Annotated in this window: 17 protein-coding genes; 6 read left to right on the top strand and 11 right to left on the bottom strand. The window is 73.5% G+C overall.

Going from position 1 to position 20,036, the window contains the following annotated elements; translation table 11 throughout:
- Window positions 1-129: 129 nt before the first annotated feature.
- From VE546_RS13190 to VE546_RS13140, 11 genes are all read right to left on the bottom strand, one after another.
- Entirely contained in the window at window positions 130-519 is a 390-nt protein-coding gene (locus VE546_RS13190) for a hypothetical protein (RefSeq protein ID WP_324921887.1), read from the bottom strand.
- Window positions 520-532: 13 nt separating this feature from the next.
- The gene (locus tag VE546_RS13185; protein ID WP_324921885.1) at window positions 533-1,420 is read right to left on the bottom strand and encodes an oxygenase MpaB family protein; all 888 of its coding nucleotides are present in this window, start codon (window positions 1,418-1,420) and stop codon (window positions 533-535) included.
- A 43-nt stretch (window positions 1,421-1,463) separates the two neighbouring features.
- The gene (locus VE546_RS13180; RefSeq protein WP_324921883.1) at window positions 1,464-2,063 is read right to left on the bottom strand and encodes a TetR/AcrR family transcriptional regulator; all 600 of its coding nucleotides are present in this window, start codon (window positions 2,061-2,063) and stop codon (window positions 1,464-1,466) included.
- The gene (locus tag VE546_RS13175; protein ID WP_324921881.1) at window positions 2,048-2,848 is read right to left on the bottom strand and encodes an enoyl-CoA hydratase family protein; all 801 of its coding nucleotides are present in this window, start codon (window positions 2,846-2,848) and stop codon (window positions 2,048-2,050) included. The genes VE546_RS13180 and VE546_RS13175 overlap by 16 nt, the downstream gene beginning before the upstream one ends.
- A gap of 238 nt (window positions 2,849-3,086) precedes the next feature.
- Window positions 3,087-4,277 (bottom strand): acyl-CoA dehydrogenase, encoded by a 1,191-nt coding sequence (locus tag VE546_RS13170; protein ID WP_324921880.1) that lies wholly within the window; start codon window positions 4,275-4,277, stop codon window positions 3,087-3,089.
- Window positions 4,278-4,335: 58 nt separating this feature from the next.
- Complete coding sequence (locus tag VE546_RS13165) at window positions 4,336-6,357, bottom strand: biotin carboxylase N-terminal domain-containing protein (RefSeq protein ID WP_324921879.1); 2,022 nt, start codon at window positions 6,355-6,357, stop codon at window positions 4,336-4,338.
- Between the two features lie 8 nt (window positions 6,358-6,365).
- On the bottom strand, window positions 6,366-7,970 hold the full coding sequence (locus VE546_RS13160; RefSeq protein WP_324921877.1) for an acyl-CoA carboxylase subunit beta: 1,605 nt from the start codon (window positions 7,968-7,970) through the stop codon (window positions 6,366-6,368).
- Window positions 7,967-9,700: an acyclic terpene utilization AtuA family protein gene (locus VE546_RS13155; protein ID WP_324921875.1), complete on the bottom strand. Its 1,734-nt coding sequence runs from the start codon at window positions 9,698-9,700 to the stop codon at window positions 7,967-7,969. The genes VE546_RS13160 and VE546_RS13155 overlap by 4 nt, the downstream gene beginning before the upstream one ends.
- Entirely contained in the window at window positions 9,697-10,545 is an 849-nt protein-coding gene (locus VE546_RS13150) for a TIGR03084 family metal-binding protein (protein WP_324921873.1), read from the bottom strand. The genes VE546_RS13155 and VE546_RS13150 overlap by 4 nt, the downstream gene beginning before the upstream one ends.
- A 218-nt stretch (window positions 10,546-10,763) precedes the next feature.
- Entirely contained in the window at window positions 10,764-11,576 is an 813-nt protein-coding gene (locus VE546_RS13145) for an SAM-dependent methyltransferase (protein WP_324921871.1), read from the bottom strand.
- A 275-nt stretch (window positions 11,577-11,851) separates the two neighbouring features.
- Window positions 11,852-12,382: a hypothetical protein gene (locus VE546_RS13140; RefSeq protein WP_324921870.1), complete on the bottom strand. Its 531-nt coding sequence runs from the start codon at window positions 12,380-12,382 to the stop codon at window positions 11,852-11,854.
- Window positions 12,383-12,714: 332 nt separating this feature from the next.
- Between VE546_RS13140 and VE546_RS13135 the strand changes: the two genes are divergently transcribed.
- From VE546_RS13135 to VE546_RS13110, 6 genes are all read left to right on the top strand, one after another.
- Complete coding sequence (locus tag VE546_RS13135) at window positions 12,715-13,167, top strand: NUDIX domain-containing protein (RefSeq protein WP_324921868.1); 453 nt, start codon at window positions 12,715-12,717, stop codon at window positions 13,165-13,167.
- Between the two features lie 45 nt (window positions 13,168-13,212).
- Entirely contained in the window at window positions 13,213-13,809 is a 597-nt protein-coding gene (locus tag VE546_RS13130) for an HD domain-containing protein (RefSeq protein WP_324921867.1), read from the top strand.
- A gap of 182 nt (window positions 13,810-13,991) precedes the next feature.
- A complete protein-coding gene (locus VE546_RS13125) occupies window positions 13,992-15,038 on the top strand; it encodes a hypothetical protein (RefSeq protein WP_324921865.1) in 1,047 nt (348 codons plus the stop codon).
- Window positions 15,039-15,392: 354 nt separating this feature from the next.
- A complete protein-coding gene (locus VE546_RS13120; RefSeq protein WP_324921864.1) occupies window positions 15,393-17,126 on the top strand; it encodes an ABC transporter ATP-binding protein in 1,734 nt (577 codons plus the stop codon).
- A 5-nt stretch (window positions 17,127-17,131) separates the two neighbouring features.
- Window positions 17,132-19,048 carry an ABC transporter ATP-binding protein gene (locus VE546_RS13115; RefSeq protein ID WP_414720475.1) on the top strand — a complete coding sequence of 639 codons (1,917 nt, stop codon included), beginning with the start codon at window positions 17,132-17,134 and terminating at the stop codon, window positions 19,046-19,048.
- Between the two features lie 113 nt (window positions 19,049-19,161).
- Window positions 19,162-20,036: phosphotransferase (locus tag VE546_RS13110; protein WP_324921860.1), on the top strand; the 875-nt coding region annotated here is incomplete at its 3' end.

Below are 20,036 nucleotides of genomic sequence, written 5' to 3'. Positions count from 1 at the left end.
CGTCCCCACCACCACCCTCCACCACGTCCTGACCACCCTCTTCCACCGCACCTGAACCCACCACCCACACAAGACCGACCGGAGCGTGACGCGACGTCGGCAGGGGCCGCGGTCGGGTGCGGCGCCGTCTCACACGTCGTGTCCGTGAGCGGCCAACCACCGGTGGACCGCCGTCTTGTCGGCCACGCTGACACGCACCGGGCCATCGGGCGTGGGCCCTTCGTCCTCGTTGAACCCCGTGTCGGTGACCCGGGCCGTGACCCAGTCCGCCAGTTCCCGGGCGGTTTCGGACGACAGGCGGCCCCGTTGCCACTCCTGCCGGGCCCGCCGGGCCGCCTCCGCGTCATGGCGGGCCGCCTCCTCCAGCCACACCGGTACCAGGCGTTCGACAACCCGTTCGTCCGCCGAGGCGGCGGAGGGTGTGCGTGCGGAATCGTTCATGGTGGAGCGGGTGACCGGCCGGGGCCGATGCCATGCCCGCCCGCGCCCGCCCTTTCCCTTCCACAACACGAGGGTCACGGCTGGCCGGGGGCTACTGCGGCGGCGGGGGTGGAGGAGGAGTCATCGCCCAGCGGATCGTCCTGGTCAGTCCGTGGCCGGCCAGCCGGACGGCGGTCTCCTCGACGAGCGGGAGGTACGGCAGCCGCAGCGGTTCGCGGGCCCAGCGGGGCAGCAGGGCGACGGCGCTGGCGGCGAGCACGGCGTACGGCGGGCGGGCGGCCCAGGGCAGCGGAGGGTTGAGGAGCATGAAGCGGGCGGCGTCCCGGGCCTGCGGGGTGGCCCGCAGTTCACGGCGGTAGGCGTCCAGTTGTGCGGCGAGTTCGGCCTGGTCCCCGGGCGGGTCGAGCACGCCGAGCGCCGTGGCCACCCGGGCGGCGTCCGCGACGTATCCGTCGTACGCGGCGTCGTCCAGCGGCCGGGCACCGTAGCGCCGGTGGGCGCACAAGAAGCTGTCGACCTCGGCGGCGTGCACCCAGCCGAGCAGGTGCGGGTCGGAGGCGGCGTACTCCTCACCGGCCGGGGTGCTGCCGCGCACCCGCTGGTGCACCGCCCTCACCCGTTCGACCGCCTGCTGCGCGTCCTCCGCGGTGCCGAACGTCGTCACCGCCAGGAAGGTGCTGGTGCGCTGCAGTCGGCCCCAGGGGTCGCCCCGGTAGCCCGAGTGGCCCGCGACCGCGGCCATGGCCAGGGGGTGCAGGGACTGCAGCAGCAGCGCCCGCAGGCCGCCCACGAACATGGACGCGTCGCCGTGCACCGTCCGGATCGGCCGGTCGGGCCCGAACCACCGGGGTCCGGGCGTGTCGTGGATGCGGGTGCGGACGGCCGGTCCCCGCGGTCCTGCCACCCGGGCGAACAGCTCCGCGCCCAGGCGGCGCCGCACCGCGCCGAGACCGGGGATGCCCGGTATGCCATCCGCCACGCTCGCCACCCTACGCCTACGCACCACACCGCCGGGGGTGCCGTCAGGCGTGCAGGGCCGTGTCCACGATGCGGGCCCACTGGGCCACGACCCGCTCCCGCCGGGCGCCGTCGTCCGTGAGGAGGTTCGCCAGGCCCAGGCCGCGCGCCATGTCCAGCAGGCCCTGTACGGTCTCCCGCACGCCGGGCACGTTCTCGTCCGCGCCGAGCAGGCGCACCGCCATGCGGTGCGTCTCGCGTCCGATCCGCGCTTCCAGGGCGGTCACCCGGGGCGCGAGCTGGGGTTCGTTCGAGGCGGCGACCCAGAGGTGGAGCGCGGCGCGGAAGAGCGGGCCGGTGTAGAGGTCGACGATCGCCTCGACGGCCGCCCGTGTGGTGGCCGGCTTGGGCAGGTTCCGCAGCGCGGCCGACCGCTCCTCCGCGACGTACTCGACCGCCGCCGTGAACAGGTCCTCCCGGGTCGGGAAGTGGTGCTGGGCCGCTCCCCGGGTGACGCCCGCGTGCTCGGCGACGACCGTGACCGTGCTGCCCGTCCAGCCGTGCTCGGCCAGGCAGGTCACGGCCGACTCCAGCAACCGCTGCCGGGTGGCGCGGCTGCGGTCCTGCTTGGGCGCGTGGCCCCGCGTGGTCAGTGGTGCACCCATCCGGGGTCCCGTCGTTCGAGGAAGGCGGACATGCCCTCGCGCGCCTCGTCCGAGGCGAAGAGCCGTGCGGAGAGCTCCGCAAGGCTATCGGTGTCCCGGTCGAACGCCCTCAGCACCTCCGCCGTGACCAGTCGCTTGGTCTCCCTCAGGCCCTGCGGCGAGCCGCGCCGCAGCCCGTCCAGGATCGGGGCCAGCGCCTCGTCCACGTCCTCCGCGGCCGCCGTCACCAGCCCGATGCGGGCCGCTTCGGGCGCGTCGAACCGTTCGCCGGTCAGGCAGTACCGTCCGGCCGCCCGCGGGTCGAGCCGGGGCAGCAGCGGCATCGAGATCACCGCGGGCGCCACCCCGATCCGTGCCTCGGTGAAGGCGAACGTCGCGCCCGGTCCGGCCACCGCGATGTCGCAGGCTCCCACCAGGCCGGTGCCGCCCGCCCGCACGTGCCCGGTGATCCGGGCGACGACGGGCTTGGGGAAGGCCACGATCCCGCGCAGCAGCCGCGCCAGGCCCAGCGGCGCGTCGGTCGGCCCGGCGGCGGCGTTCGCCTCGCCCAGGTCCGCGCCCGCGCAGAACGTGCCGCCGGTGTGGGTGAGCAGTACCGCCCGTGTGTCCGTGTCGCGCTCGGCGGCGTCCAGGCCCGCGTGCAGTTCGCTCACCAGCCGGGCGGAGAGCGCGTTGCGGTTGTGCGGCGAGTCGAGTGTGAGCGTGGTGACGCCCCGTGCGGCCGAGCGCCGCACCAGCGGCCCGGCCGGTGTCCGCGGCCGTTCCCGTCCCGGTGTGTCCGTCATGCCGTGGCACTCCCCTCTCCGGGCCTCGTCCCGGTCCGTTTCCCGGCCCGCGGCTCGCGCCGCGGACCCTGCCGCCGGCGTCCCGGCGGCACACGACGTGCGCCGTGGGCGGGTGCGCGGTGGTGATCGCGGCGCCGCACCGGGTGGTGTCGTGGGCGGGCCGGTCGTGGACGGGCCGGTCGACGAGCGGGACGTCGGCGTACTCGCTGCGGAACACGGTGCCCTCCGGAGGGGAGCATCAGTAGGACTTGGGCAGTCCCAGGGTCTGGTGGGAGACGAAGTTCAGGATCATCTCCCGGCTGACCGGCGCGATGCGGGCGACGCGGGCGGCGGTGACGAGCGAGCCCAGGCCGTACTCGCGGGTGAGGCCGTTGCCGCCGAGGGTGTGCACGGAGCGGTCGACGGCCCGGACGCAGGCCTCCGCCGCCGCGTACTTCGCCATGTTGGCCGCCTCTCCCGCGCCCGTGTCGTCGCCGGTGTCGTAGAGCTGCGCGGCCTTGCGCATCATCAGGCGGGCCAGTTCGATGTCGATGTGCGCCTGGGCGAGCGGGTGCGCGATGGCCTGGTGCGCGCCGATCGGTTCCTTCCACACCTGCCGGGTGCGCGCGTAGTCCACGGCCCTGCCCAGCGCGAACCGGCCCATGCCGAGGGCGAACGCGGCGGTCATGATCCGCTCGGGGTTCAGCCCGGCGAAGAGCTGGAGCAGTCCCGCGTCCTCGTCCCCGACGAGTGCGTCCGCGGGCAGCCGTACGTCGTCCAGCACCAGCTCGAACTGCTTCTCCGGCGCGGCCAGTTCCATCTCGATCAGGTGGCGGGAGAAGCCGGGGGCGTCCCGTTCCACGATGAACAGGCACGGCTTGAGCCGGCCGGTGCGGGAGTCCTCGGTGCGGCCGACGACGAGCGTGGCGTCGGCGGTGTCCACCCCGGAGACGAAGACCTTGCGGCCGCTGAGGACCCAGCCTCCCCCGGCCCGGCGGGCGGTGGTGGTGATGCGGTGCGCGTTGGAGCCGGCGTCCGGCTCGGTGATGCCGAACGCCATCGTGCGGCTGCCGTCCGCGAGTCCGGGCAGCCAGGTGCGCTTCTGCTCGTCGGTGCCGAAGCGGGCGATGACGGTGCCGGTGATGGCGGGGGTCACGACGAGCATGAGCAGCGGGCAGCCGGCCGCGCCCAGTTCCTCCAGCACGATCGCCAGTTCGGTGATGCCGCCGCCACCGCCTCCGTACGCCTCGGGGAGGCTGACGCCGAGGTAGCCGAGTCGGCCGGCCTCCTGCCACAGCTCGTCGGGGTGGCCGCCCTCCTGGCGCACCCGTTCGTGGTAGGTGCGGCCGTAGCGCCTGCCGAGCGCGGCGACGGCCGCGCGCAGCGCCTGTTGCTCCTGGTTCTCCAGCAGCGTCGCGTCCGTGCCCGCGGCACGCTGTTTCCCGGTCATGCGGGAAGTCCCTTCGCCGGTTTCGGGGTTCCCCGGCGCCGGTGCCGGGGCGGTGGGTTCACGGTGTGACCACGGCGAGGACCGTGCCGACCTCGACCTGTTGGCCGACCGCCACCCGCAGTTCCCGCAGCACCCCGTCGGCCGGTGCCGTGACGCGGTGCTCCATCTTCATCGCCTCCAGCCACAGCAGCGGCTGTCCCGCCGTCACCGCGTCGCCGGCGGCGAGTCCGTCGGCGACGCGTACGACCGTGCCCGGGAGCTGTGCCAGCAGCGAGCCCGGCTCGGTGCGGTCCTCCGGTTCCGGGAGGCGCGGCAGCACCGTGAACGCGTGGGCGCCCAGGGGCGAGTCGACGAAGACCGTCTCCCGCCGGTCCGGTCCGCTCCCGTACGCCGCGACGTCGAAGCCGTACCGCACGCCGTCGACCTCCAGGTCGACCCGTTCGGCGGTGGCCCGCAGCGCCCGTACGCCCGGCAGGTCCTCGGCGAGCGGCGGGCCGCCGCGCACCGGCCGGTAGCGGACCTCGCACTCCGTGCCGTCGGGCTCGGCCCGGTACCGCTTGCCCTGCGGCCCGGAGGGGAGGTTGCGCCAGCCGCCGAGTCGGCCGGAGACGGTCCGCGCGGCCCTGGCGCGTGCCGCCGCGTCCGCCAGCGCCGCCGCGAACGCCGCGGTCCGCAGGCGCCGGTCGTCGTCCCGGTGCCTGCCGCACAGTTGTGCCAGGTGCCGGTCGTAGAAGCCGGTGTCGAGCCGCCCGGAGACGAAGTCGGGGTGCCGCAGCGACCGGACCAGCAGGTCGCGGTTGGTGGCCGGACCGTGCACCGCGGCCCTTTGGAGGGTGTGCGCCAGCTTCCGTACGGCTTCCTCCCGGGTCGGCGCCCAGGCGATGACCTTGGCCAGCATCGGGTCGTAGTGCACGGAGACCTCGTCGCCGTCGGCCACCCCGGAGTCCAGCCGCACCCCGCGCTCGGCGGACGCGGTCCCGGGTCCGAACGCGGAGTCGGCCGGCACCGCCAGCCGGTGCAGACGGCCGGTCTGCGGCCGCCACCGCCGCGCCGGGTCCTCCGCGTAGAGGCGGGCCTCGACCGCGTGCCCGCGCGGTGCGGGCGGCTCCGCGCCGGGCAGCGCGGCGCCCTCCGCGATCCGCAGTTGCAGCGCGACGAGGTCGATCCCGTGGACGCACTCGGTGACGGGGTGTTCGACCTGGAGCCGGGTGTTCATCTCCAGGAAGTACGCCCGCCCGTCGCCGGCGACCAGGAACTCCACCGTGCCCGCGCCCCGGTAGCCGACCGCGCGCGCCGCCCGCTCGGCCGCCCGGTGCAGGCCGGTGCGCTGCCCGTCGCTCAGGAAGGGTGCCGGGGCCTCCTCCACCACCTTCTGGTGGCGGCGCTGGAGGGAGCAGTCCCGGGTGCCCAGGATCCACACCGTGCCGTGCCCGTCCGCCAGCACCTGCACCTCGACGTGCCGCCCGCGTTCGAGGTAGGGCTCGACGAAGACCTCGCCGTCCCCGAACGCCGCTGCCGCCTCCGCCGACGCGGCGCGGATCTCGCCGTCCAGGGCGGCCAGTTCCCGCACGATGCGCATGCCGCGTCCGCCGCCGCCCGCGGCGGCCTTGACCAGCAGCGGCAGGTGCTCCTCCCCCGCCTCCTCCGGCCGTACGGGCGCCAGCAGCGGCACCCCGGCCCCGGCCATCAGCTTCTTGGCGCGGGTCTTGGAGGCCATGGCCTCGATCGCCTCGGGAGGCGGACCGATCCAGACCAGGCCCGCGTCCCGCACCGCCCGGGCGAAGTCGGCGTTCTCGGAGAGGAAGCCGTAGCCGGGGTGGACCGCGTCCGCGCCCGCCGCCAGCGCGGCCCTCACGATCAGATCGCCGCGCAGGTAGGTGTCGGCGGGCGTGTGGCCGGGCAGCCGTACGGCCGCGTCGGCCTCCCGTGCGTGCGGCGCGTCCGCATCCGCGTCCGCGTGGACGGCGACGGTGGCGACGCCCAGTTCCCGGCAGGTGTGGAAGACCCGCCGGGCGATCTCGCCGCGGCCCGCGACCAGCAGGGTGCCGATCGTCCGCCCGCGCCCGTTTGCCGCTTGCATTCCCAACCTCACATCCGGAAGACGCCGTAGCCGCCGCGCGCGCCGGCGACCGGTGCGGTGTGCACGGCCGACAGGCAGATGCCGAGCACGGTGCGCGTGTCGCGCGGGTCGATGACGCCGTCGTCGTAGAGCCGTCCGGAGAGGAACAGCGGCAGCGACTCCGCCTCGATCTGCCGCTCGACCGCCGCGCGCAGCGCCGCGTCGCCCTCCTCGTCGTACGGCCGTCCCTTCGCCGCCGCGGACTCGCGCATCACGATGGACAGCACCCCGGCGAGCTGCTGGGGGCCCATGACGGCGGCTTTGGCACTGGGCCAGGCGAAGAGGAAGCGGGGGTCGTACGCCCGGCCGCACATGCCGTAGTGGCCGGCGCCGTAGCTGGCGCCCATCAGCACCGACAGGTGCGGGACCTTCGAGTTGGACACCGCGTTGATCATCATCGCGCCGTGCTTGATGATGCCGCCCTGCTCGTACTCCCTGCCGACCATGTAGCCGGTGGTGTTGTGCAGGAAGAGCAGCGGGATGTCGCGCTGGTTGGCGAGCTGGATGAACTGGGTTGCCTTCTGCGACTCCTGGCTGAACAGCACGCCCCGCGCGTTCGCCAGGATGCCGACGGGATGGCCGTGCAGGGCGGCCCAGCCGGTGGTCAGGCTGGGCCCGTAGCGGGGCTTGAACTCGTCGAAGTCGGAGTCGTCGACGATCCGGGCGATCACCTCGCGCGGGTCGAACGGCACCTTGAGGTCGCCGGGCACGACGCCCAGCAGCTCCTCCTCGTCGTAGCGCGGCGGGCGCACGGTCGCGGGGTCCGGGGCGGGGTTCGCCTTGCGCCAGTCGAGGCGGGCGACGACGCGGCGCGCCTGCCGCAGCGCGTCGGGCTCGTCCACGGCGAAGTGGTCGGCGAGGCCGGAGACGCGGGCGTGCATGTCGGCGCCGCCCAGTTCCTCGTCCCCGGCCTCCTCGCCGGTGGCCATCCTCACCAGCGGCGGGCCGCCGAGGAACACCTTGGCGCCCCGGTCCACCATGATCACGTGGTCGGACATGCCCGGTACGTAGGCGCCGCCCGCCGTCGAGTTGCCGAAGACGACCGCGATCGTCGGGATGCCCGCCTCACTCAGCCGGGTGAGGTCCTTGAAGAGGGCGCCGCCCGGGATGAAGACCTCCTTCTGGCTGGGCAGGTCCGCTCCGCCGGACTCCACCAGGTTGATGCAGGGCAGCCGGTTGGCCCGCGCGATCTCGTTCGCGCGCAGCGCCTTCTTCAGCGTCCAGGGGTTGCTGGCCCCGCCGCGTACGGTCGGGTCGTTGGCGGTGATCAGGCACTCGACGCCCTCGACCACGCCGATGCCGGTGACCAGCGAGGCGCCGACCGTGTGGTCGCTGCCCCAGGCCGCCAGCGGGGACAGTTCCAGGAACGGGGTGTCCGCGTCGAGCAGCAGCTCGACGCGCTCCCGGGCGAGCAGTCTGCCCCGCGCGCGGTGCCGGGCGGCGTACTTCTCGCCACCGCCGGCCAGGGCCTTGGCGTGCTCGGCGTCCAGTTCGGCCAGCTTGGCGAGCATCGCCTCGCGGTTCGCGGCGTACTCCGGGCCGGTGACGTCCAGTGCCGAATGCAGCGCGGTCACAGCAGCTCCTCGGGGATCGGGAGGTGACGGGAGCGCAGCCACTCCCCCAGCGCCTTGGCCTGCGGGTCGAACCGGGACTGCGAGGCCGCGCCCTCGCCGAGGATGCGGTCGACCACGAAGGTCAGGGCGCGCAGTCCGGGCAGCACGTGCCGGGTGACGGGCAGCGGTCCCGTCTCCGGCAGCAGCTCGCGGAGCGTGTCGACGGTGAGGGTGTGCGCCAGCCAGCGCCACGCCTCCTCGCTCCGCGCCCAGAGGCCCAGGGTGGCGCTGCCGCCCTTGTCGCCGCTGCGCGCGCCGGCCAGGGTGCCCAGCGGCGCCCGGCGGGTCGCGCGGAGCACCGCCTCCGGCAGCGGCTCGGGCAGCGGCGGGTCCCCGACCGGCGCGAGGGGTCGGGTCCGCTTGGGCGGGGGTACGGCGATCCGCCGCCCGTCCGGCAGCACGGCCGTGTGGGGCACCTCGGCCGCGTCCAGGTGCGCCGCCTCGAACACGCCGTACGGTGTGCCCTTCCCGGGCGGCGCGGTGAGGTGGAAGCCGGGGTAGCTGCCGAGCGCCAGCTCGACCGCGGCGCCGCTGACGGCCCGGCCCACCCGGTCCTGGTCCCCGTCGCGCACGACGAGCCGGAGCAGCGCGGCGGCCTCCTCCTGTACGGGGGCGTCCACCCGGTCGGTGCGGGCCGTCGTCCAGTGGACCTCCCGGGGACGGCCGCCGGGCGCGGCGTCCAGGCGGGCCTCCATCTGCTCCCGCACCAGTGCCGCCTTGGCCTCGATGTCCAGGCCGGTCAGCACGAACACCACCTCGTTGCGGAAGCCGCCGAGGCGGGTCAGTCCCACCTTGAGCGCCGGTGGCGGCGCCTCGCCGCGCACGCCCGTGATCCGCACCCGGTCCGGGCCCTCCTGCCGCAGCCGTACGGTGTCCAGACGCGCCGTCACGTCGGGACCGGCGTAGCGCGCGCCGGTGGTCTCGTACAGCAGTTGGGCGGTCACGGTGCCCACGGTGACGGCGCCGCCGGTGCCCGGGTGCTTGGTGATCACCGCGCTTCCGTCACGGTGCAGTTCGGCCAGCGGGAAGCCGGGACGGCGCACGTCGAGCCGCTCGGAGGCGAAGAAGGCGTAGTTGCCGCCGGTCGCCTGCGTGCCGCACTCCAGCACGTGCCCGGCCACCACGGCACCGGCCAGCGCGTCGCGGTCCCGGGGGTCGTCCGCGTCCCAGCCGAAGCGGGCGGCCGCGGCTCCGGTCACCAGCGCGGCGTCGGTCACCCGGCCGGTCACCACCACGTCGGCGCCGGCGTTCAGACAGGCGGTGATGCCGGCGCCGCCGAGGTAGGCGTTGGCGGTGAGCACGCCCTCGCCCCAGCCGCCCCGGGCCAGGACGTCGTCGCCCTCGACGTGCGCCACCTTCGCCGGCACGCCGAGCCGGCCGGCCAGTTCGCGCACGGCGTCGGCGAGGCCGGCCGGGTTGAGCCCGCCGGCGTTGGTCACCAGCGTGACGCCGCGCTCCAGGGCCAGGCCGAGGGTGTCCTCGAGCTGCCGCAGGAAGGTCCTGGCGTAACCGAGTCCCGGGTCCTTCGACCGGTCCCGGCCCAGGATCAGCAAGGTCAGTTCGGCCAGGTAGTCGCCGGTCAGCACGTCCAGCTCACCGCCGGTCAGCATCTCGCGCACCGCGTCGAAGCGGTCGCCGTAGAAGCCGGAGGCGTTCCCGATGCGCAGCGCCTCGTCCCCGGGGGTGTTCACCGCGGGCCCCCGGCCCCGCGCGTCCCCGCCGCCCGCCCGGCGCCGGGCGGGCCCGCGAAGGCCTGGGCGACGCCGAGCCAGCGTTCGGCGTCGGCGCCCTCGGCCAGCAGGGCGGTGTCGTCCCGGTGCACGCGCTGTGCGACGAGGAGGCAGAAGTCCAGCGCGGGCCCGGTCACCCGCTGCGGCGCCTCCTCGGGTCCGTACGCCCAGACCGTACGGGCGCCGGGCCCCGGCGGGGTCAGCTCGACGCGGAACGGTTCGGCGGGCGATTCGAGCCCGTGCACCGCGTGGGCGAAGTCCCGGGTCCGCACGCCGAGCCACGCCACGTGCCGCAGCCGCTCGGTCGGTTCGCGCCGCACGCCCAGCGCCTCGGCGACGTCCTCGCCGTGCGCCCAGGTCTCCATCAGCCGGGCCGTCGCCATGCCGGCCGCGCTCATCGGCGGCCCGTACCAGGGGATCCGGTGCTTCACCGGCCGTGCGGCCGACTCCTCCAGCGCGGCGGCGAGCGCTCGTCGTCCGGTGCGCCAGGCGGCCAGCAGTTCGCCGGGCGGCCGGGCGGCGCCGCGCCGGGCGCCGTCGTCCACGTACGTGCCCACGGCGCCGGGGGCCGTGAACGCCGCCTCCGCCTCCCGCCGGAACGCCCGCGGTTCCCGGACGGCCAGCAGGGCGCGCTCGTCGGTCCAGGCGAGGTGGGCGATCTGGTGGGCGATGGTCCAGCCGGGCGCCGGGGTGCCGGCCGTCCACCGCTCGCCGGTCCCTTCGGCCAGGGGCGCGACGAGCGCGTCCAGCTCCTCCCCCTCGTCCCGCAGGTCCCGCAGCACCTCGTCCGCCGTCGTCCCGGACATGCCGTCCTCCCGCCGCCTCGGCCCGCGTCAGCAGCCCGTCGGGCGAGCGTGGCAGCGACGAGGGCGAGAATCAAGCATGCGTGCATGATTTTTCTTGCCGGAAGCGGCGGAGCGCCTTCCGTCCGGCCCCTTCGTCCCGCGGCCCCGGCCGCCGGCGGCGGACTCCCCGCCCGCCACCGCCGCGCCGGCCGGGGACGGCGGAACTCCCGGGCGGCGTCCTACGGCTTGCGCCCGACCGCGCCGTAGTTGACCTCTTCCGCCGGATTCCCGGTCGGCTCCTGCTCGGGCCGCCAGCGCGGGCACGGCACCAGGCCGGGGTCCACCAGGTCCAGCCCCTCGAAGAATCCGGCGATCTGCTCCACCGGACGCAGGACGTAGGGGATCGCTCCGCTGTTGTTGTAGTTCTCCTGGGCCTCGTTGGCGGCGGGGTAGGTGTCGGCACCGTCGTTGAGGGACAGATGGCTGCCCGACGGCAGGGCCTCCAGCATGCGGCGCACGATCGAGCGGGCCTCGTCGTAGTCGGGGATGTGTCCCAGCGTTCCGCTGAGGACCAGGGCGACGGGCCGGTCGAGGTCCAGGGTCCGCGCCGCCTGGGCCAGGATGGTGTCGGGCTGGCGCAGGTCGGCGTCGATGTAGTCGGTGGCGCCCTCGGGGGTGGAGGTGAGCAGGGCGCGGGCGTGCGCCAGGACCAGGGGATCGTGGTCGACGTAGACGATGCGGCACTCGGGGGCGACGCGCTGGGCGACCTGGTGGGTGTTGTCGGCGGTCGGCAGTCCGGTGCCGAGGTCCAGGAACTGCCGGATGCCCGCTTCCCCGGCCAGGTAGCGGACGGAGCGGACCAGGAACCCGCGGGAGGCCCGGGCCAGGAGGTCGATGCCGGGGAACACCTCCCGGTAGGCGTCACCGGCCTTCCGGTCGGCCTCGTAGTTGTCCTTGCCGCCCAGCCAGTAGTTCCAGATCCGCGCCGAGTGCGGCACGCTCGTGTCGATCCGGGACTCCACATCGCCCGCGGCGGGCATGTCATCGGTCATCGAGGTCCCCTGTTCGTGAGACTGAGGATGTCGGTCGGAGATTCCTCCGAAGGTATCCGGTACGGGCCGCGCCGTCCGGGTTCATCCGGTGGTGGCGGACACGGCGAGCCATCGGACCCGGCGGACCGCGGCCGGACGGGGGCGGTTCGGACGCCGCCGCGGCCCGGAGTCCGGCACCGCGTACGGATGCCCGGCCCCGGGACGGGCGGTCGCGTCCGCCCGTCCCCCGGCCGGTGCGCGGCCGCCGCGCACGATGGCCGCTCGCCCGGGCGGCCTCAGGCGAGGGTGAGTGTCGTCACCCCGGTCGTACCCGTGACACCGGTGGTCAGGCACGACAGCAGTCCCGCCTGGGGGAGAACGATGATCTGTGTCGCGGTGCGGCCCTGGAAGCGGCCGTGCGTGACGGTTCCGGTGATCGTGGTGACGACCTGGCCGGCGACCGCGGTGCTGCTGCCGGTGGCCTCGATGACGCTGGTGTCGCCGGTGTTCCAGGTGAAGGTCCGCGGTCCCTGGAATCCGTCCAGGAGGTCGTTGCACCCGGCGAGGATGGTGAAGCGTTCCCCGTACGACCCGCTCGTCACCCCGCCCTCGCCGTCGACGCACGAGCCGAACCGCCCGTCGGTCGTGATGTCGATGTCCCGCGGCTGGAAGGTGACTCCCGGGCTGTAGGTGACGGTCTCGGTCCCCTGGCACTGCAGCAGTCCGAGCGGTTCCGCATGGGCGGGCCCGGTGATCAGCGCACTCGCGCCGAGTGCGGTGACGGCCGCCAGGGCCGTCGAACGCGTCCATGAGCTGCCGACGGCCATGGGAGGACCTCCCTCGTGGTGAGCGGTGTGAGGGGTGTGATGCCCGACTCGTGGGCTTGTCATACGAGCGCGCGGAAGCAGTGAGGAGCGCGCATCCTTGGCGGAGAGCCCGGAAGGACGCGCGCCCCTCCCCCGGTGGAGCCCGCATCGGCACTCGTCGGGACCCGGGGGTACGGGGTCGGTCCGGGCGTTCCTCCCGCGGCGGCCCGGGTGCCTTCCCCACCGGGACCGGCGCGTGCGCCATCGTGGAGGGCGACGACGTCCGCGATGCCGCCGGTCACCGCACCGAGGAACCGGGGGCACGGTCGAAGACCCCTACCGAAGGGAATCGTGTGAAGAGGCTTGCGGCCCGGCTCTGGCGCCTCATCAGGGGACCGCTGCAGTGGCGCGTCCTGTGGTTGTCGCACGCGAAGTTCATGATCGGTGTCACCGGCATCGTGCGCGACGCGGACGGCAACGTGCTCCTCCTCAGACACCGCATGTGGCGCGAGGGTCACCAGTGGGGCCTCCCGACGGGGTACGCCCGCAAGGGCGAGCCCTTCGAGGACACGGTCGTCCGTGAAGTGCGCGAGGAGACCGGGCTCGACGTCCGCGTCGGCGAACTCGCCCGCCTCAGGAGCGGATACAGGCTGCGGGCGGAGGTGGCCTACGAGGCCCGGTTCACCGGCGGCACCCTCAGGATCGACCCCTTCGAGATCCTGGAGGCGAGGTGGTTCCCGCCCGACGCCCTCCCCGAGGGGCTGCAGGAGTCCCATCGCCTCCTGGTCGAGCGCAAGTCCGGCTGATCCCGGGCCGGGCCGCCCGGGGCGGGCCGCTGTTACGCTGCGGCGGTGGCTCTTCCCAGCGTTCAGGATGTACGTGCCCTGCACGAGAAGTACGCACCGACCCGGGACGCCCTCGACCTCGTCCACACCCACTGCGAGGTCGTGTCCCGCATCGCCCTGGACCTCGCCGCCCGCTCCGGGCTCCGGGTCGACACCGGTCTGGTGGAGATCGGTGCCCTGGTGCACGACATCGGTGTCTACCGGGTCGGTACCGGTCCCTACATCCGGCACGGCGTCCTCGGGTACGAGATCCTGCGCGCCGAGGGCCTGCCCGAGTCGCTGTGCCGCTTCGCCTCCCACCACACCGGTGTCGGGCTGACCCGCCGCGACATCCTGCGCCGGCGCCTGCCGCTGCCCCTCGACGACTACCTGGCGGAGACCGTCGAGGAGAGGCTGGTGATGTACGCGGACAAGTTCCACTCCAAGACCAGCCCGCCGAGGTTCCTCGACGTCGCCGCCTACACCGATCACGTGGCGCGCTTCGGCCCGGAGAAGGTCGCGGCGTTCACCGAGCTGGTCGCGGAGTTCGGCGAACCCGATCTGGCCCCATTCGTCGCCGAGTACGGCCACGCCCACCACAGCGGCGTGCCCGAACACCGCTGAATCGTGGAACAGTCGCGTGGGGCGGCGGCCCGCCGCCGCACGTGATCCGTACACCTTCGTACAACCGTACGGACCCCTGGTGTGTCTCAGTAACCGATCACTCCCATGATCGACACGACATACGAGACATACAGCAGGAGACCGTCATCACCGCCATAGGCAGGACCCTGACCGCAGCGGCCGTGGCCGCCGCCCTCATCGGCGGAGCCGCGGCCTGCGGCACCGTGGAGAACCTGACCGCCGGGCAGAAGGTCGACAGGGCCTTCGACCGGCTCGGCCGGGAACGCTCTCTGGCCCTCGAACTGGACGTGGACGCCACCGCCGCCAGGGTGCGGAGCCTCGCCGCGGAGGCCGACCCCGACGCGGAGCTGCCCTTGGAGGTCGCCCGGCTGATCAGCGACGCGCGGATCAGCATCGCGGTGCGCTCCACCAAGCCGCTGGAGCAGTCCGGCGACGACGACATCGCCGGCGTGGCGGTCACGGTCGACACCCCCGAGGGCGCGCTCATCGAGTACCGGCAGGTCGGTGACCACCTGTACTACCGCGTCGACGCGGAGGCCCTGAAGGACCTCACCGGAGCGCCGCTGCCGTCGGCCGACGACCTGCCGCCCGAGGCGGATGCGGCCAGGAAGGCCCTCCAGGGCGAGTGGATCAAGATCGACCGCAAGAAGCTGGACGAGACGAAAGCGGGCATGAAGGAGATGGGCGGCGCGCCCGCGCCACAGCCGTCCCTCGACGCCAAGGCGCAGAAGAAGCTGGTGAAGGCGCTGCGCACGGTCATCGCCCGCGAGGTCACCTTCACCAGCCGCGACGGCGAAGGCGACACCGAGCACATCACCGCCACCGCCCCGCTCCGCACCCTGCTCACCAGCCTGTTCGGCCAGATCCGTCCGCTGGCCGGTGACCTTCCGCCCGGCCTGGCCGAACTGCCCACCGACGAGGACCTCAAGGACGCCCCGAACCGGAAGGTCGGAGCCGACTTCACCCTGACCGGCGGGGAGCTCACGGCCGTCTCCATCGATCTGGCCGAGCTGTCGGAACGCCCCTCGAAGGGCGGGAAGCTGCCCCTGGTGCTGCGGATCGACGAGGCGGGCAGGATCACCGCCCCGGCCGGGGCGACCGAGCTGGACCTGGAGCAGATGATGCCGGGCCTCCTCGGTCCCGGGCCGGCCGGGGAGGACCCGTTCCCCGGCGAGGACCCCCTGGCGGAGGAGGGCCTCGTCCCCTGAGGCTCCCCCGCCGCCCGCCCGTCGGCGTCGTTCCGGTCGCGCCGGGCGGGCGTGTCCGATCAGGTCACGCGTGCCGCACTGGGCGTGGTCGCCCTCCGTCCGGCCGGGCTCCTGGGAGGTGGACGACGACCGCGCGCGGGCGGCGCACGCCAACACGGAGTGACCGGGTTCCCGGCCGGAACTCGGTGGCGGGACCTCGCGGCCGGTGTGTACTGTGCGGGCCGCCGCGCAGGGGGCCGTTCCACCGTCGCGCGGCGGACCACGGGCCTGGCGGGGGAAGCGCCGCGACGCATGCCGGATGATGGCGTCGCCGCCCGACGCGGCCCACGACCACACCGACACGGGGACCACCGATTGCTCACCGCACTGCTGAAGAAGTACCTCGCCCCCTACGCGAGACCGGTATCCCTCCTGGTGCTGCTGCAACTGCTGCAGACCTGCGCCACGCTCTACCTGCCCACCCTCAACGCGGACATCATCGACAACGGCATCGTGAAGGGGGACACGGGATACATCCTCACCTTCGGCGCCGTCATGATCGCGGTCACCGTGGTCCAGGTGGTGTGCAACATCGGCGCCGTCTTCTACGGCGCGCGGACCGCCGCGGCGCTCGGCCGGGACGTCCGGGCCGCGGTCTTCGACCGGGTGCAGTCCTTCTCTGCCCGTGAGGTCGGCCAGTTCGGGGCTCCCTCGCTGATCACCCGGACGACCAACGACGTCCAGCAGGTGCAGATGCTGGTGCTCATGGGCTTCACGCTCATGGTGTCGGCGCCGATCATGTGCGTGGGCGGCATCGTGATGGCCCTCGGCCTCGACGTTCCGCTGTCCGCGGTGCTGGTCGCGGTCGTGCCGGTGCTCGGCATCGCCGTGAGCCTGATCGTGCGGCGTCTGCGGCCGATGTTCCGCGCCATGCAGGAGCGGCTCGACACGGTCAACCGCGTGCTGCGCGAACAGATCACCGGCATCCGGGTGGTCAGGGCCTTCGTACGCGACGCGTACGAGAAGGAACGCTTCCGCAGGGCCAATGCCGAGCTGACCGAGGTGTCCCTCGGTACCGGACGGCTGCTCGCGCTGATGTTCCCGATCGTCATGACCGTCGTCAACATCTCGTCCATCGCGGTGGTCTGGTTCGGCGCGCACCGGATCGACGACGGCGGCATGCAGATCGGGGCGCTGACCGCGTTCCTCGCCTACCTGATGCAGATCGTGATGAGCGTGATGATGGCCACGTTCATGTTCATGATGGTGCCGCGCGCGGAGGTGTGCGCCGAGCGCATCGAGGAGGTCCTCGGCACGTCCTCCAGCGTGGTGCCGCCCGACGCCCCGGTGCGCGAACTGCGGCGCCACGGACACCTGGAGATCCGCGGGGCCGGGTTCTGCTACCCGGGCGCCGAGGAGCCGGTCCTCCGCGACGTCCACCTGGTGGCCAGGCCCGGCGAGACCACGGCGGTGATCGGATCGACGGGCAGCGGGAAGTCGACGCTGCTCGGGCTCGTGCCGCGGCTGTTCGACGCGACGGCGGGCGAGGTGCTGGTCGGCGGCGTGGACGTGCGCAGGCTGGAGCCCGCGCTGCTGGCGAGGACCGTGGGCCTGGTGCCGCAGAGGCCGTACCTGTTCTCCGGAACGGTCGCGACGAACCTGCGGTACGGCGATCCGGACGCGACGGACGAGGAGCTGTGGCACGCCCTCGAAGTGGCCCAGGCGGCCGATTTCGTGAGGGGGCTGGAGGGCGGACTCGACGCTCCCGTCGCGCAGGGCGGTACGAACCTCTCCGGTGGCCAGCGGCAGCGGCTCGCGATCGCGCGCACCCTGGTGCAGCGGCCGGAGATCTACCTCTTCGACGACTCCTTCTCGGCGCTCGACTACGCGACCGACGCGGCGCTGCGTGCGGCACTGGCGCGGGAGACCGCCGACGCGACGGTCGTGATCGTCGCCCAGCGGGTGTCGACCATCCGCGACGCCGACCGCATCGTGGTCCTCGACGGGGGCCGGGTCGTCGGCAGCGGACGCCACCACGAGCTGATGGCGGAGAACGAGACGTACCGGGAGATCGTGCTCTCCCAGCTCACGGAAGCGGAGGCCGTCTGATGGCCATGGGACGGATGATGGCCGCGGGCGGCCCGGACCAGCGGTCGATGGACTTCAAGAGGTCCGGCAGGCGCCTGCTCGCGCAGTTCAGGCCGGAGCGGGTCACGATGTACGGGATGCTGCTCGCCGTGCTGCTGAGCGTGGCGCTCTCCGTGGTCGGACCGAAGATCCTCGGCCGGGCGACCGACCTGGTCTTCGCGGGGGTCGTGGGACGCGACATGCCCGCGGGGGCCGACAGGGAAGAAGTCCTCGACCGCATGCGGGACGAGGGGCGGGGCGATGTCGCCGACATGCTCTCCGGGACGGAGTTCACCCCCGGTGAGGGCATCGACTTCGCCGCGGTCGGCGAGGTGCTGCTGCTCGCACTCGCGGTGTTCGTGGCGGCCGGGCTCCTGATGGCGGTCGCGACCCGCCTGGTGAACCGGGCGGTGAACAACACCGTGTTCCGGATGCGCGAGGCCGTGCAGGCGAAGCTGTCGCGGCTGCCGCTGTCGTACTTCGACGGGCGGCAGCGGGGCGAGGTGCTCAGCCGGGCCACCAACGACATCGACAACATCGGGCAGACGCTCCAGCAGACGATGGGGCAGTTGGCCAACTCGCTGCTCACCATCGTCGGCGTCCTGGTGATGATGTTCTGGATATCGCCGCTGCTCGCGCTGGTCGCGCTGGTCACCGTGCCGTTGTCGTTCGTGGTGGCCCGGCGGGTCGGCAAGCGGTCGCAGCCGCAGTTCGTGCAGCAGTGGAAGTCCACGGGCACGCTGAACGCGCACATCGAGGAGATGTACACCGGGCACGCCCTGGTGAAGGTCTTCGGGCGGCAGGAGGAGTCGGCGAAGGCGTTCACCGAGCACAACGAGGCGCTGTACGAGGCCTCGTTCAGGGCGCAGTTCAACAGCGGGATCATGCAGCCGCTGATGTTCTTCGTGTCGAACGTCAACTACGTCCTGGTCGCCGTGGTCGGCGGCCTGCGGGTCGCCTCCGGTGCGCTGTCGATCGGTGACGTGCAGGCCTTCATCCAGTACTCGCGGCAGTTCTCGATGCCGCTCACCCAGGTGGCGTCGATGGCGAACCTGGTGCAGTCGGGCGTCGCCTCGGCCGAGCGGGTCTTCGAACTCCTCGACGCCGACGAGCAGGAGCCCGACCCGGTGCCGGGCGAACGCCCCGAAGCCCCGCGCGGAAGGGTCGCGCTGGAGAAGGTGTCCTTCCGCTACGAGGCGGACAAGCCCCTCATCGAGGACCTGTCGCTGACGGTCGAGCCGGGACACACCGTGGCGATCGTCGGCCCGACGGGCGCGGGCAAGACCACCCTGGTCAACCTGCTGATGCGGTTCTACGAGGTGACGGGCGGGCGCATCACCCTGGACGGGGTGGACATCGCCCGGATGTCCCGGGAGGAACTGCGCGCGGGGATCGGCATGGTGCTGCAGGACGCCTGGCTGTTCGGCGGCACGATCGCCGAGAACATCGCGTACGGCGCGTCCCGCGAGGTGACGCGGGAGGAGATCGAGGAGGCGGCGCGCGCGGCCCACGCCGACCATTTCATCCGGACCCTCCCGGACGGGTACGACACCGTCCTCGACGACGAGGGCGCCGGGGTCAGCGCCGGCGAGAAGCAGCTCATCACCATCGCGCGGGCCTTCCTGTCGGACCCGGTGATCCTGGTGCTCGACGAGGCGACCAGCTCGGTGGACACCCGTACCGAGATGCTGATCCAGCAGGCGATGGCGCGGCTGGCGCACGGCCGAACCAGTTTCGTGATCGCGCACCGGCTCTCCACCATCAGGGACGCCGACGTCATCCTGGTGATGGAGAACGGCTCGATCGTCGAGCAGGGCAGGCACGAGGAGCTGCTGGCGGCCGGCGGAGCCTACGCCCGCCTGTACGAGGCGCAGTTCGCGCGGGCGGTCGCGGAGCTCGACTAGCGGTTCCGCTGGCCGGCCGACCGGGGAACGGCCGGCTGCGGGCGTACTCCTCCCCGGCTGACGGCTGGTCAGGCGGGGAGGGCCGTCCTGCGTCGATCAGTAGGGTGCGTCCCATGGACTTCCCCCGTATCGATGCCGGCCTGCTCGACCGGTGGTGTGCGCACCACCTCGGATCGGGGGTCGTGGCCGAGCGCTTCCGGAGCGGCCGGCTCTCGGCCGTGATCGGTGCCGTGCTCGCCGACGGCCGAGAGGTCGTCATCAAGGTCCGGGAGCCGGCTGCCCGCCTCGAAGGCTGCTTCGCCGTGCAGAGTCTGCTGCACGCCTCCGGGTTTCCGGCTCCCGAGCCGATCCTCGCGCCCACTCCGCTCGGGAGGTGGACCGCCGGCGTCGAAGCACTGGTCGGGGGAGGGGAGGAACTCCCGTCCTCGGGGCGGGATCCGCGGCCGTTCGCGTCGGCGCTCGACGCGCTCGTGCGCACCGCCCGTCCGCTGGCCGCCGGTGTCGACCTCGAACCGAAGCCGTCGTGGAACCGCTGGGACCATGACGGGCCCGGGGTGTGGGCGACCGCCGAGGACGTCGAGCGGCCCTTCCACTCGGTGGCGGGTCCGGACTGGCTCGAACGGGCCGGCCGGGCCGCGCGCGAACGGATCGCCTGCCGGCAGGCGCCGAAGGTCATCGGCCACGGCGACTGGTTCCGGGAGAACTTCCGCTGGCGCGGCGGAGAACTCCACGTCGTGTACGACTGGGACAGCGCGATCGCGGAGACGGAGGCGGTGATCGTGGGGATCGCCGCGGCCTATGTGGCCCGGTCCGTGGAGGAGTCGGCGGCGTTCTTCGCGGCGTACCAGGAGGTGGCCGGCCGGCGGTTCGGGCGCGATGAGCTCGAAGTGAGCTGGGCGACCGACCTCTGGCTGCGGGGGTGGAAGGCCAAGCGGCAGGTGGTGACCGGCGAGCCGATACGGTCGCTGTCCGAGGACGAGGCGGTCCG

The organism is Streptomyces sp. (assembly GCF_035644915.1).
In the GTDB taxonomy this organism is placed as follows: domain Bacteria; phylum Actinomycetota; class Actinomycetes; order Streptomycetales; family Streptomycetaceae; genus Streptomyces.
This window is presented reverse-complemented; position numbering and strand designations above follow the sequence as displayed.